This window comes from Xanthobacter sp. ZOL 2024 (assembly GCF_052932325.1).
This window is the reverse complement of the sequence record NZ_CM128808.1, coordinates 3,546,051-3,559,747: the sequence shown is the minus strand read 5'-3', so window position 1 is coordinate 3,559,747 and position 13,697 is coordinate 3,546,051. Positions and strand designations below refer to the sequence as shown.

The 13,697-nt window shown below is 64.6% G+C and carries 12 protein-coding genes and 1 tRNA gene; 8 read left to right on the top strand and 5 right to left on the bottom strand.

The genetic code is table 11. The features are described from left to right. Positions 1 to 106: 106 nt before the first annotated feature. On the top strand, positions 107 to 1,036 hold the full coding sequence (locus ACU4E7_RS16200; RefSeq protein ID WP_447019451.1) for a DMT family transporter: 930 nt from the start codon (positions 107 to 109) through the stop codon (positions 1,034 to 1,036). Positions 1,037 to 1,042: 6 nt separating this feature from the next. On the opposite strand, the gene ACU4E7_RS16195 is transcribed toward ACU4E7_RS16200, so the two are convergent. Then, entirely contained in the window at positions 1,043 to 2,353 is a 1,311-nt protein-coding gene (locus ACU4E7_RS16195) for a replication-associated recombination protein A (protein ID WP_238121358.1), read from the bottom strand. 9 nt (positions 2,354 to 2,362) lie between these two features. Further along, positions 2,363 to 3,823, bottom strand: a complete 1,461-nt coding sequence (locus ACU4E7_RS16190; RefSeq protein WP_447019450.1) for a DegQ family serine endoprotease — start codon at positions 3,821 to 3,823, stop codon at positions 2,363 to 2,365. A 219-nt stretch (positions 3,824 to 4,042) separates the two neighbouring features. On the opposite strand from ACU4E7_RS16190, the gene ACU4E7_RS16185 reads away from it, so the two are divergent. Beyond that, positions 4,043 to 4,855 carry a phospholipase effector Tle1 domain-containing protein gene (locus tag ACU4E7_RS16185; protein WP_447019449.1) on the top strand — a complete coding sequence of 271 codons (813 nt, stop codon included), beginning with the start codon at positions 4,043 to 4,045 and terminating at the stop codon, positions 4,853 to 4,855. Here ACU4E7_RS16185 and ACU4E7_RS16180 read toward each other — a convergent pair. Then, entirely contained in the window at positions 4,774 to 5,244 is a 471-nt protein-coding gene (locus ACU4E7_RS16180; RefSeq protein WP_447021651.1) for a DUF6538 domain-containing protein, read from the bottom strand. The genes ACU4E7_RS16185 and ACU4E7_RS16180 overlap by 82 nt on opposite strands. A gap of 435 nt (positions 5,245 to 5,679) precedes the next feature. Between ACU4E7_RS16180 and ACU4E7_RS16175 the strand changes: the two genes are divergently transcribed. Next, complete coding sequence (locus tag ACU4E7_RS16175) at positions 5,680 to 6,456, top strand: reverse transcriptase domain-containing protein (protein ID WP_447019448.1); 777 nt, start codon at positions 5,680 to 5,682, stop codon at positions 6,454 to 6,456. Between the two features lie 13 nt (positions 6,457 to 6,469). Here ACU4E7_RS16175 and ACU4E7_RS16170 read toward each other — a convergent pair whose 3' ends face one another. Further along, on the bottom strand, positions 6,470 to 7,846 hold the full coding sequence (locus tag ACU4E7_RS16170; RefSeq protein WP_447019447.1) for a DUF6538 domain-containing protein: 1,377 nt from the start codon (positions 7,844 to 7,846) through the stop codon (positions 6,470 to 6,472). Positions 7,847 to 7,927: 81 nt separating this feature from the next. After that, positions 7,928 to 8,003 (bottom strand) — tRNA-Phe (locus ACU4E7_RS16165). A gap of 226 nt (positions 8,004 to 8,229) precedes the next feature. Here ACU4E7_RS16165 and ACU4E7_RS16160 point away from each other — a divergent pair. From ACU4E7_RS16160 to glnT, 5 genes are all read left to right on the top strand, one after another. Continuing rightward, positions 8,230 to 8,910 carry a helix-turn-helix domain-containing protein gene (locus tag ACU4E7_RS16160; protein ID WP_447019446.1) on the top strand — a complete coding sequence of 227 codons (681 nt, stop codon included), beginning with the start codon at positions 8,230 to 8,232 and terminating at the stop codon, positions 8,908 to 8,910. 127 nt (positions 8,911 to 9,037) lie between these two features. Next, positions 9,038 to 9,937, top strand: coding sequence for a class II glutamine amidotransferase (locus ACU4E7_RS16155; RefSeq protein ID WP_238123045.1), 900 nt, complete (start codon positions 9,038 to 9,040; stop codon positions 9,935 to 9,937). A gap of 26 nt (positions 9,938 to 9,963) precedes the next feature. Then, positions 9,964 to 10,674, top strand: a complete 711-nt coding sequence (locus tag ACU4E7_RS16150) for a protein glxC (protein WP_273546356.1) — start codon at positions 9,964 to 9,966, stop codon at positions 10,672 to 10,674. A 10-nt stretch (positions 10,675 to 10,684) separates the two neighbouring features. Beyond that, entirely contained in the window at positions 10,685 to 12,022 is a 1,338-nt protein-coding gene (locus ACU4E7_RS16145; RefSeq protein WP_238123047.1) for an FMN-binding glutamate synthase family protein, read from the top strand. Positions 12,023 to 12,220: 198 nt separating this feature from the next. Continuing rightward, positions 12,221 to 13,582: a type III glutamate--ammonia ligase gene (glnT, locus tag ACU4E7_RS16140; protein WP_238123048.1), complete on the top strand. Its 1,362-nt coding sequence runs from the start codon at positions 12,221 to 12,223 to the stop codon at positions 13,580 to 13,582. Positions 13,583 to 13,697 lie beyond the last annotated feature (115 nt).

The following is a 13,697-nucleotide window of genomic DNA, read 5'->3' as shown; positions in this document are numbered from 1 at the left end:
CGCCGCCTTGGCAACGAACGCGGCATCGGAGGCTCGCCCGCGTCCGCCCCCCGAACGCTCCCTTCCCTTATTGGATCTATCCGCTAAGACGCGGCTCGGAGGCCCCATGACGACCGACGCAACAGCTTCCATGGCCCGGCGCGAGACGCTCTTGCCGCTGCTGTGTCTGCTGGCCACAGGCGCCCTGCTCGGTCTCACCACCTTCGTGGCCGGCAGCGCCATCCGGCAGGGCTGGGCCCCGTTCGCCTTCCTCTTCTGGTCTGCGCTGACCAGCGGCGTGCTGTTGTCTGTTCTCGCCCTGGCCGCCGGCGAGCGGCCGCGCCTGTCGCCGCACCTCCTGCGCTACGCCCTGCTCTCGGGCCTGCTGAGCTTCGCGCTGCCGAACCTGCTGTCGTTCGCCGCGATTCCCCATGTGGGCGCAGGCTTCGTGGCGCTCTGCCTCGCCTTCCCGCCCCTCGTCACCTATGCCATGGCCGTGCCGCTGCGCATGGACCGACTGACCACAAGGGGCGTGCTGGGAATGGCGCTCGGCCTCGTGGGCGCGGTATTCCTCGCGCTGTCCGGCACGCGCAGCGACGATGGGGGGTGGCTCTGGATCGGGCTCGCGCTGGCGGCGCCGCTGGTGGTGTCGGCCGGCAACATCTATCGCACGGTGGACTGGCCGGGCCTCGCCAGCCCGCGCCTGCTGGCGCCCCTGATGCTTCTGGCGGCGGCGCTGATTTCCGGAACGGTCGCGGTGGCCACCGGTGTGCCGCTCCAGCTGCCGGAAGCACCGGTCGAGATTGCACTGCTGGCGGCACAGACCCTGGTGGTCGCGGCCACCTACGCGCTTTATTTCATTCTGCAGAAGCTGAGCGGCCCGGTGGGCCTCAGCCAGATCGGCTGGATCGCCGCCGGCACCGGCAAGACCCTCGCGGTGGCCTTCCTGGGCGAAACGGTGCCGCTGCTGCTGCCGCCGGCGTTCGTGCTGATCCTGGCCGGCATCATCGTTCTCGCCCGCCGCGGCAAAGGTGCTGGCGCGGACCGCCGCGACTGAACCGCCTCAGCTTTCGCCGCGCTCGGCCCGCAGCCGCGCCCAATACTCCATGCGTTTTTTGATCTCGCGCTCGAAGCCCCGCTCCACCGGGTGATAAAGGCTCTGCCGCCCCAGCGCTTCGGGGAAGTAGTTCTGGCCCGAAAAGGCATCCGGCTCGTCGTGATCGTAGCGGTAGCCGTCACCATAGCCCACGGTCTTCATGAGCTTGGTGGGGGCATTGAGAATGTGCTTGGGCGGCATCAGCGATCCCCCCGCCTCGGCCAGCCGCCGCGCGGCCTTGAAGGCGGTGTAGACGGCGTTGGACTTGGGCGCGGTCGCCACATAGACAACCGCCTGCGCCAGGGCCAGCTCGCCTTCGGGAGAGCCGAGAAAATCGAAGGCGTCCTTGGCGGCGCTGGCCACCACCAGCGCCTGCGGATCGGCATTGCCGATGTCCTCCACCGCCATGCGGACGATACGGCGGGCGAGAAACAGCGGGCTCTCCCCGGCATCCAGCATGCGGGCGAGATAGTAGAGCGCCGCGTCCGGATCCGAGCCCCGCACCGATTTGTGCAAGGCGGAGATGAGGTTGTAATGCCCGTCCTCGCTCTTGTCATAGATGGGCGCCCGGCGCTGCACCACATCGGCCAGCGCGGCCACGTCGAACTCTTCCCCGGGCCGCGCCGCCCGCCAGACCTCTTCCGCCAGGGTCAGGGAGGCGCGGCCGTCGCCGTCCGCCATGTTCACCAGCGCCAGCCGGGCCTCCTCCGTGAGCGGCAGGGGCTTGCCCTGCACCTCTTCCGCCCGCGCCAAAAGCCGGCCAATGGCGTCCGCATCCAGGGCGCGAAACACCAGCACCCGCGCCCGCGACAGCAGCGCGGCGTTGAGCTCGAACGACGGATTCTCGGTGGTGGCCCCCACCAGCGTGACGGTGCCATCCTCCATCACCGGCAGGAAGCTGTCCTGCTGGGCGCGGTTGAAGCGATGGATCTCATCCACGAACAGCAGAGTCGCCTGGCCGATGCGCCGGCGCGCCCGCGCGTGCTCGAACACCTTCTTCAGATCGGCGACGCCGGAGAAGATGGCGGAGATCTGCTCGAAATGCAGATCGGTGGCATTGGCCAGCAGCCGCGCCACCGTAGTCTTGCCGGTGCCCGGCGGCCCCCACAGGATGAGGGAGCCGAGCGAGCGGGCTTCCAGCATGCGTGTCAGCACGCCGTCGGGGCCCACCAGATGGTCCTGCCCGACCACCTCCGCGAGGGTGGTGGGGCGCAGCCGATCCGCCAAGGGGCGGGGAGCGCTCTCACTGAGGCCAGCGGCCTCGAACAGATCCGACATGGGCCGGCCTCAACCGGGTAGCAGGGCGGTGATGAGTCGGCCGTTCCGCACCACCGTCACCTGCCACGCCCGCATGGGCGCACGGGAGACCTCAGCGAGATCCGCCGTGCGCACGATCTTCTGACCATTCACCTCAGCCACCACGTCACCGGCCTTGAAACCGGCCATAGCGGCCGGGCTGCCTTCGGCCACATCAAAGATCACCACGCCCTTGGCACCATCGTCCACCCTCAGTTCCTCGGCCACGGCCGGCGAAAGATTGACGATGGTGGCCCCGCTGAACGGCGAGCGCGAGCGCAGCTCCAGAGCCTCGCGGGCCGGCACCTCCGGCGCGCTTTCCAGCACCACCACGACACTTTCCGTCTTGCCCGAGCGGTTCAGGCCCAGGGCCGCCCGGCTGCCGATGGGGCGGGTCGCCAGCCGGTAATTCAGCGATTCTGGGTCTTCCACCCCCTGCCCTTCGACCGCGACGATAAGATCGCCGGATTTCAGCCCGGCCTTGGCGGCCGGGCTGCCGGGCGTGACCTCCCGCACCAGCGCTCCGGTGGGGCGTGCCAGGCCGAGGCCATCGGCGATGTCGGGCGTGACGCGCTGCAGCCGCGCGCCGAGCCAGGGCCGCCGCACAGCGGTTCCACCGGACCTGGCCTGTTCCACCACCACCCGCACCATGTTCACGGGAATGGCGAAGCCGATGCCCAGCGACCCACCGGTGCGCGAATAGATGGCGCTGTTGATGCCCACCAGATGGCCGGCCATGTCCACCAGCGCGCCGCCGGAATTACCCGGATTGATGGCCGCATCGGTCTGAATGAAGAACTGATAGTCCGACACCCCGACCTGGGTGCGCGCCAGTGCGGAAACGATGCCCTGGGTGACGGTCTGGCCGACGCCGAACGGATCGCCGATGGCGAGCACCAGATCGCCCACCGCCAATTCGTCGGAATTGCCCATGGGCAGCGACGCGAAGGTCTCCTGAGCTTCCGTCTTCAGCTTCAGAATAGCGAGATCCGTGCGCTGATCGCGCAGCAGCACCTGCGCCTCGAACTCGCGCTTGTCGTTGAGGGCGATGCGGATTTCATCGGCCCCCTCGATCACGTGATAATTGGTCACCACGATTCCGGAGGGATCGACAATCACGCCGGAGCCGAGGGACCGCTGCACTCGCTCGGGCGCCCCGAGGCCCGGACCGCCGCGCCCCGGCCCACCGAAGAAGCGGCGGAAGAAGGGGTCCTCAAAGAACGGATTCACCGCCCGCGCGGTCTTCATCGCATAGACGTTCACCACGGCTGGCGCCGAGCGCGCGACGATGGGCGCGAACGAGAGCTTCACCTCCGCGGCAGAGCTGGGCACCCGCGTCTGGGCCAGGGCCTGGCTGCCGCCTGGCGCAACGGCAGCGACGAAAAGCGTGGCGCAAAGAACCGACCACAGGACGGGCCGGGCGATCCGTGAGATGGGAAAGAAGACAGTCATCCGCCTCTACCGTTGGTGAACCCATGCCGCGCGGGCCGGCAGCTCCGATGCAGCGCTTGCGATGCCGCACCTGAGAGCGGCGCTTGCGCCCGCGAAGACCTATACCCCCACGCTCTCGATAAGGGCAGCACAGTGGCGTGAGGCAGGCATACACTATCACACCATTTAGTTGTACTTGCCGAAATCACAGCTACACTTGCGGCGTCCAGGAGGGGAGCCATGGGACGCAATATCGTCATTTTTTCGGATGGCACCGCGCAAGCCGGCGGCATCACCTTCGACGAGCGCCGCTCGAATATCTACAAGCTCTACCGCGCCACGCGCTGCGGCCCGGATTCCATCATCGACCCGAAAGATCAGACCGCCTTCTACGATCCCGGCCTCGGCTCGGCGCTGGATGGTGATGGCCCCTACCGCGGCATCCTGCGAGGGCCCTATACCCTCATCAGCAAGGCGACAGGCTTCGGCATCACCGCCAACATCATCGATTGCTACGCCGCTCTCATCCGCATGTGGCAGCCCGGCGACCGCATCTTCCTCTTCGGCTTCAGCCGCGGGGCCTACACCGTGCGCTGCCTGTCCGGCGTCATCCGCTGGTGCGGCATCCCCACCCGCATGCCCGACGGAAGCCCGCTGCCGCTCGATGGCTACGGATCCCGAAAGCTCGCCACCCAGGCCGTGAAGCAGGTCTATCAATTCACCACCTCCCGCCCGAAGCCGAAAGCCACTCCCCGCCAGCTCTTCCTCCTGAATACCCGTGAGCAGCTCGCCGCCCGCTTCCGCGCCGAACATGGCTCAGCCGATCCGGACCAGCCGGACCGCCCCAATGTCATGCCCTATTTCATCGGCGTGTTCGACACGGTCGCCACTCTCCTGGATCCACCGAAATTCGCCGTGCTGCTCCTCGCCGTCGTCCTCGCCTGTGTTGGCTTGGTGGCCGTGCTCTCCGTCTATTTCGGGATCTCCCCCGGTGCGAGCATCCTCCTCACACTGCTCGCCGCCCTGCTCGACGAGCAGAAACGAGCGGCGTGACTCACACGAAACAGCCTCCGGCAAACCCGGGGCGGTTCAATCTTCCAGAACACCGACAAGCAGCCGTCAGGCTCTCCCAGGTCAGGGGTAGCGCACGCCTCCTGAAGCTGTTTCAGCACCAGGGCTTCCCCTGGATCATCCTCAAGGGTCGCGACAAAGCCCCGATACCAATCCCCAGACACCGTCACGACCTGCTTGCGCGTGAGTCGGGACGGGCCATCCCGCAGGCTGTTGAAGAGCCTTTGAAAGTGCGTTTCGGCGATGCCCGTGCGGGCCTTGGCGACGTGAGGGTCGCGAGTGCGGAGGGAGAAGGAGACTTCAGCCGCCCCGAGCGTCGCCGTGACGGTGCAGGCAGGTTGATCGAGCTGGACGGCTTCATGTTGGAGCACCAGGGCCAAACCTGAGGAGCCACGTCAGACCACGGCCCCACCCCTGCCTAGCGATTGTCAGGCCTGGGCACCCCCACGAGGGGAACCGTGTGAGGTCATATATGCGTATGGGCTGACAGATTTTTGCAGGAAATTTTGAGCCGGCTTAGCCTGGAGGCTTGATCGCCTAGGTTGATCGATTAGACTGACCTCGCTTTCGGCGTTAGGCTCCGAACACTGAGCGACTCTACGGAGTGGCATGATGGAACAATGTACGCTTTGCCATATGGGACACTATATGCATTGAGTATTAATTGTACCTTGGTTGATGGTCGCGCAAATGCGCAAGGCAGCCGGAAGCTAGTGTGAGGAGCGAAGTCATGCATAAAAACGCATTTCTTCGCCTCGTTCGGCGCTACATACCGATAATCGCTTCGCTTGCGAAGTTGGTTTATTATGTATGGAAGTTGCTGGGCGAGGCCATCAACTACAATGCCCGCAAACTACACGCACAAGTTCTTACTTAAGCCGGGCACATGGGTATTTGTGCCAACTTCGGAAACCCGAGATCTAGGAAGAGACATCACAAAGTGGGTGCTTAAGCACTGGCGGCCACCGACGTACTTTTATAACTACAAAAAAGGCGGGCATGTCCGCGCAGCAAAGACCCACGCGAACAGCAAGCACTTTATAAAGATAGATATTGAAAGATTTTTTGACAGCATCACTCGCACAAAAATCTCCCGCGCCCTAAGGGGAATTGGCTTTTCAGCCCGAGACTCGTTCGATATTGCACGAGATTGCGTGGTAAAAAAGCCAGATCAGACTACGCTGAGCCTTCCATTTGGCTTTGTCCAATCACCCATTATAGCAGCCCTCGTTATGGACAAGTCTGCAATAGGCAACGCATTGAGAGCAATTCATAGACTTGGCGTAGTCACAACTGTCTATGTTGACGATATCGTTCTATCACACACCGACTCGCCGGAGATATTAGATCGCGCAGCCTCACAGCTATTGGCAGCAATTGAGATATCTGGCTTTGCTGTCAACGCTAGAAAGACAACCACAATATCGGATGGAGTATGCGTTTTCAATATAGATATATCATTTAATTCTACACAAATTTCTCCAGAACGGATGAGTGATCTGATGGTCAAGCTCAATCAAGCGAAAAGTGATAAAGTGAAAAATGGTATATGGAACTACATTAAATCCGTTAATGGCGGATAATTGATACTCGCTCTTACACATCGAATCGCGGTAGCTTAGCAATGGCTGCAACCTTGGCGTCAACGGTCACGTCACCGTAGCTCTCAGCCACTGAGCCGCTGTCATGCCCTTGGATGGCATCTCTCACGCCAGGGTCCATCCCAACGTTGCGAGCGATGGTCTTGAACCTGTGTCGCCACCCATGGTTTGGCTGAACGTTGGGGTCCTTGACCACCTCCCGAGCAAACTCTGTCACCCGGTTCTTCACCGTCCTTCGCTGGCCAGTCACCCGCTCTTCCGTGGTGACAACAGGGACATTGAGGAACAGGTGTCCTTCCGATGAAGACCGGACAAACTCGGGAAAGCCCATCTCAATCAGATGGTCACGCAAGGGCACCTCACGGGCTTCATTGGTCTTTACCGTGCCAGCCTCAGGGGTGATGGTGATGATCCATACCCCCTCCTCAAGCCGGATGTCCTGCCGTGGAAGTTGGACGATCTCCCCTACCCGTGCCCCTGTGTAAGCGCATAGCCATGGTGCCCACCGTTTGGCAGCGGCTGTCTTCGGATGTTCAGCGGCTCCCCTTTGATAAGCCCAGGCATGATGAAGGAGAGTCTGAGCCTCAGCATCTGTCAGGCCCTTGGATGCCCGTTTGCGTGCCACCTTGCCCAGCTTCAAGGTGATGCCCTTGGCTGGATTAATCCCCATCTTCCTGTTGATGACAGCCCAATCAAACACGGCTCTCAGCCCTGCAAGGTCACTGTCCTTCACCGCCTTGGGAGAGATGGGCTTGCCTGTCCTGGGGTTCACCGAGGCTAAGCGATGATCCTTGAAGCGGATCACATCCTCAGGCGTCACCCGGTTTGCATCGTCATGCCCAAGGAAGGCGACGAACGCAGCCGTGGTGGCGCTGTAGCTCTCATAGGTGCTCGGCTTGCGACCAAGCGCCTTGGCCTCTGTCCACCAGCCCTCAACCAGCCCCTTCAGCGATTCGGCTTTCCTGCATGATGGCAAGGAGGCCTTCGGCTCAATCGGCTTTGTCAGGGTGGGCAGACTGCCAGGCCTTCTGCGTTGCGCAGCAAGCTCCTTCTCAGGCCCGTGGCTCACCGGAGGGACAGCAAAGGCCTCAAGAAGGAGTTCGCTCCGCTGCACACCCTGTGAGTCGCACATTGTCTGGCCAGCGCTCACCCCATGGCCTGAGCCAGCGGCCTGCGCTTCGGCCCATTCCCGATCAACCTCCGCAGCCACCTCGGCATGAAGCTGGCGAGCTAACGTTGGGTCTTTTGTGTGCAGAGAGCGCTTCACCTCGGTCTTGCCAATGAGGGAGCGAAGGGCGAGCGGAACGGCCTTGCGGAACTGATAAACCCCTGTCTTGGGGTGCTTCATCGGACGGCAAGCAGCGAGCACCATTGGACCACCTGTCTGTACCACCAGGGGCCAACCAGGGTCCAAAATCCGATAAAGTCTTTTAAATCAGCACGTTAGACACAATGGTGCCCAGGGGCGGAATCGAACCACCGACACTGCGATTTTCAGTCGCATGCTCTACCAACTGAGCTACCTGGGCTTCGCGAGGCGCCGCAGCGCCGGTGCGAGGTGGGTGTCTATACTGGCCCCTCGCGGCCCTGTCCAGTGCCATGGGCGCCGTGACGGGCTCATGGGCGCTGCGCCTGTGGACAAGCTTCGCCGCATGCCAGCGCGGCGGCGGCCAGCCGGGCGCGAAAGGCGGGGATTCGAGGTGTTTTCTTCTGCGGAAACTGGCAAGGTGTCCGCCGCATGAAGATGCGGCCGAGATGAGCGTGAAAGGGACAGACGTGGTGGAACGCAAGCCCCGTGGGGGCCAAGACGCAGCCGAAAGCGCGGATTACACCACCGGTTCGGGCGCTCCCGCCGCTGCCGCCGCCACCCTGGAACAGGCGCTCGGGGTCCAGGTGCGGGCGATCCGCCGTGAGCTGGACCTCACCGTTTCCGACCTCGCGGGGGCGGCCGGCATCTCCGTCGGCATGCTCTCGAAGATCGAAAACGGGCAGATTTCCCCCTCCCTCGCCACCCTGCAGGCCATCTCCAAGGCGCTGAACGTGCCCATCACCACGCTGTTCTCGGCCTTCGAGGAACGGCGCGACTGCTCGTTCGTGCGCGCGAATCAAGGGGTGGTCATCGAGCGACGCGGCACCAAGGTGGGCCATCAGTATCAGCTACTCGGCCATGGCCTGGGCGGCGACATCGTGGTCGAGCCCTATCTCATCAGCCTGTCGGAGGAAGCCGCGCCCTACACCGGCTTTCGCCACGCCGGGGTGGAGTTCCTCTACATGCTCTCAGGCGAGGTGCTCTACCGCCACGCCGACCGCACCTATCACCTGCGCCCCGGCGATGCGCTGATGTTCGATTCCGGCGCCTCCCACGGCCCCGAGGACCTCATCGTCACCCCCATGAGCTACCTGTCCATCATCGTCTATGGCCGCGACCGTCACTGAGCCTGCGGTCGCCGCATTTTCTTTTTAGGAAACTTTTATTCGTCGACATTGACGACATGGCGCATCCGGCGTACCACTGAGCTCAAGGCCGCATCGGCGGCCCGGGAATGGAGCCAGTGACAGCGCCATGTGCGGCATCGTCGGTATATTCTTGAAGGATCCCGCTCTCGAGGGAGAGCTCGGAACCATGCTCGCGTCCATGCTCTGCGTGATGACCGGTCGCGGGCCGGACAGCGCCGGGTTCGCCGTCTACGGCAGCGGCGCGCAGGACAAGGTGAAGCTCTCGCTGCGCGCCGCCAAGGGCTATGATTTCAATGCCCTGGCCGCCGGCCTGTCGATCCCCGCCGATGGCATGCCGGCGCTCACCCAGCGCGCCACCCACGCCATTGTCGAGGTGCCGGCGGCGCGCGAGGCCGCAGTGCGCGCCTTCCTCGCCGCCCAGCATCCGGAAGTGACCGTGGTGGGCACCGGCGCGCGCATGGAAATCTTCAAGGAGGTGGGCCTGCCGGCAACGGTGGCGGACACCTTTGGCCTCGCCAGGATGTCCGGCACCCACGGCATCGGCCACACCCGCATGGCCACCGAGAGCGCGGTGACCACCGCCGGCGCCCATCCCTTCTCCACCGGCGCCGACCAGTGCCTGGTGCACAACGGCTCGCTCTCCAACCACAACGCTTTGCGCCGCGCGCTGACCCGCGAGGGCATCAGCTTCGAGACCGAGAACGACAGCGAGGTGGCGGCCGGCTATCTCACCTGGCGGCTCAAGCAGGGCGCGAGCCTGGGCGAGGCGCTGGAAGCCGGTCTGAAGGATCTCGATGGCTTCTACACCTTCGTGGTGGGCACCGAGAACGGCTTCGGCGTGCTGCGCGACCCGGTCGCCTGCAAGCCGGCGGTGATGGCCGAGACCGATCGCTATGTGGCGTTCGGCTCCGAATACCGCGCCCTCGTGGACCTGCCCGGCATCGAGACCGCCCGGGTGTTCGAGCCCGAACCCGCCACCGTCTATTTCTGGGAGCGCGCCCAGTGAGCCCCGCAGCCTTGAACGCCACCGCCTTGAACGCCATCGCCCCCGAGGTCACCTTCGATCTCGCCACGTCTTCGGTGCGGGAGCTGAATGCGGCCCTGCATCAGGCCTCCGACGGCAGCAATGCCCGCCTGTGGCGGGTGCTGAACCCGGAAGGGCGGCATGCCATCGCCGCCGGTGTCGATGCGCCGATCAGCATCGAGATCGAGGGCAACGTGGGCTATTACTGCGCCGGCATGAACCAGGCCGCCTCGGTGATCATCCGCGGCAATGCCGGCCAGGGCGTCGCCGAGAACATGATGAGCGGCTTCGTCCATGTGTGCGGCGATGCCAGCCAGTCCGCCGGCGCCACCGCCCATGGCGGCCTGCTGGTGATCGACGGCAACGCCTCCGCCCGCTGCGGCATCTCCATGAAGGGGGTGGATATCGTGGTGAAGGGCTCGGTGGGCCACATGAGCGCCTTCATGGGCCAATCCGGCGCGCTCATCGTGTTCGGCGAGGCCGGCGAGGCGCTCGGCGACAGCCTTTATGAGGCCAAGCTGTTCGTGCGCGGCGGCGTGAAATCGCTGGGTGCCGACTGCATCGAGAAGGAACTGCGGGACGAGCACAAGGCGCTCATCGCCGCCAAGCTGGAGGCGGCCGGCATTGCCCCCGGCAGCGTCGATCTCTCCGAGTTCAAGCGCTACGGCTCCGCCCGCAAGCTCTACAATTTCCACGTCGACAACGCTGATGCGTACTGAGGGTGCCACGATGACCGCCCACAACACCACGCCACGCACCCTGCCCCGCTTTTCCGCCACCTTCGATCCGCACACCCTGTCGGAGATCCGGCGGGCGGCCGCCACCGGCATCTATGACATCCGCGGCGGCGGCACCAAGCGCAAGGTGCCCCATTTCGACGATCTCCTGTTCCTCGGCGCCTCCATGTCGCGCTATCCGCTGGAAGGCTACCGGGAGAAGTGCGGCACCGAGGTGGTGCTCGGCACCCGCTTCGCCAAGAAGCCCATTCACCTCAAGATCCCGGTCACCATCGCCGGCATGAGCTTCGGGGCCCTCTCGGCCCAGGCCAAGGAAGCGCTGGGGCGCGGCGCCTCCATCGTCGGCACCTCCACCACCACCGGCGACGGCGGCATGACGCCGGAGGAGCGCGGCCAGTCGGAGATCCTGGTCTATCAGTATCTGCCCTCCCGCTATGGCATGAACCCGGTGGATCTGCGCAAGGCGGACGCCATCGAGGTGGTGATCGGCCAGGGCGCCAAGCCCGGCGGCGGCGGCATGCTGCTGGGCCAGAAGATCTCCGATCGCGTCGCCGCCATGCGCACCCTGCCCAAGGGCATCGACCAGCGCTCGGCCTGCCGCCATCCCGACTGGACCGGCCCCGACGATCTCGAGATCAAGATCGAGGAGCTGCGCGAGATCACCGATTGGGAAAAGCCCATCTATGTGAAGGTCGGCGCCTCCCGCCCCTATTACGACACCGCGCTGGCGGTGAAGTCGGGTGCCGACGTGGTGGTGCTGGACGGCATGCAGGGCGGCACCGCCGCCACCCAGGATGTGTTCATCGAGCACGTGGGCATTCCGATCCTCGCGGCCATCCGCCCGGCGGTGCAGGCGCTGCAGGATCTGGGCATGCATCGCAAGGTGCAGCTCATCGTTTCCGGCGGCATCCGCACCGGCGCCGATGTGGCCAAAGCCCTGGCGCTGGGCGCCGATGCGGTCTCCATCGGCACCGCCGCCCTGGTGGCGCTGGGCGACAACGACCCCCATTATGAAGCCGAATACGAGGCCCTCGGCACCACCGCCGGCGCCTATGACGACTGGCACGAGGGCAAGGATCCCGCCGGCATCACCACCCAGGATCCCGATCTTGCCGCCCGGCTCGATCCGGTGAAGGCCGGCCGGCGGCTCGCCAATTATCTCTCGGTGCTCACCCTGGAGGCGCAGACCATCGCCCGCGCCTGCGGCAAGAGCCACGTGCACAATCTGGAGCCGGAGGACCTCGTCGCCCTCACGGTGGAGGCGGCGGCCATGGCGGGTGTTCCGCTGGCCGGCACCAGCTGGATCCCCGGCCGCAACGGCGGCTACTGATCGCCTCTCGCCCCGGGCCCTCGTGTCCGGGGCGCGTCGTTTGGCTCTCCACCGGGAGCCGCGGCGCCGCGCCACTGGCGCCGCCGCCGAAGACAACAGGGCGCAAGACCCTCTGCCCCGCGGCCACCGCCGGGCCCTTCTTCAAGAAGCCTTCTGAACAACACGTTCGTGAATACGACGACCTTCCGAGGACTGAACATGAGACGCATCGCCGACATCGCCCGCGAGGCGGAAGGCCACAGCTCGGTTGCCGTTGAAGCGGCCGCCGATCTCACCCGGGCCGCCAAGGATCGCGGCATCAAATACTTCCTGATCTCCTATGTGGATCTGTTCGGCGGCCTGCGGGCGAAGCTGGTGCCGGCCGCCGCCATCGCCGAGATGCAGCGCAATGGCGCCGGCTTCGCCGGTTTCGCCACCTGGCTCGACATGTCGCCCGCCGACCCCGACCTGTTCGCGGTGCCCGATCCGGCGAGCCTGATCCAGCTGCCGTGGAAAGAGGAAATCGGCTGGCTCGCCTCCGACCTCGTGATGGGGGGCCAGGAGGTGGCGCAGGCGCCGCGCACCCTGCTGAAGAAGCAGCTCGCCGACGCCGCCGACCTCGGCTACGCCATGAAGACCGGCGTGGAATGCGAGTATTTCCTCATCTCCCCCGATGGCACCACCATCTCCGACGCCGCCGATACCGCCCATAAGCCCTGCTATGACCAGTCTGCCTTGATGCGCCGCTATGACGTGATCAAGGAAATCTGCGATTGTATGCTGAAGCTCGGCTGGGGCGCCTATCAGAACGACCACGAGGACGCCAACGGCCAGTTCGAGATGAACTGGAACTACGACCACGCCCTGCTCACCGCCGACCGCCATGTGTTCTTCAAATACATGGTGAAGTCCATTGCCGAGAAGCACGGCCTGCGCGCCACCTTCATGCCCAAGCCGTTCATCGACCTCACCGGCTCGGGCTGCCATGCGCACGTGTCGCTGTGGAACAAGGGCAAGAACGCCTTTGCCGATGCCAAGGGCGAGCTGGGCATGTCGAAGCTCGCCTACCAGTTCATCGGCGGCCTCATCCACAATGCCGACGCGCTGTGCGCCATCACCAATCCCACGGTGAATTCCTATAAGCGCATCAACGCCCCGCGCACCCTGTCGGGGGCCACCTGGGCCCCCAATACGGTGACCTACACCGGCAACAACCGCACCCACATGATCCGCATTCCCGATGCCGGGCGGCTGGAATTCCGCCTCGCCGACGGGGCGGCCAACCCCTATCTGATGCAGGCGGGCATGCTGGCGGCCGGGCTCGACGGCATCATCAACGAGCGCGATCCGGGCAAGCGCCTCGACATCAACATGTATACCGACGGCCATAAGGTGAAGGGCGCCAAGAAGCTGCCCCTGAACCTGCTCGATGCCCTGCGGGCGCTGGAGAAATCCAAGGTCCTGGGCGAGCGCCTCGGCCCGCAGTTCATCTCCGCCTATCTCAAGCTGAAGACCCATGAGTGGAACGATTTCTCCCGTCATCTTACCCAATGGGAGAAGGACCGCACTCTCGACATTTGAGCGGATACGCGCATAGATTGTTCTTCCGCCGTCTCTAGGCGACCTCCAGGGGGCTTGGCCATGTGCCAGCCCCCTTTTTCTTTGCCCCGGCCACGGTGCCGGAGGGAGCATGAGG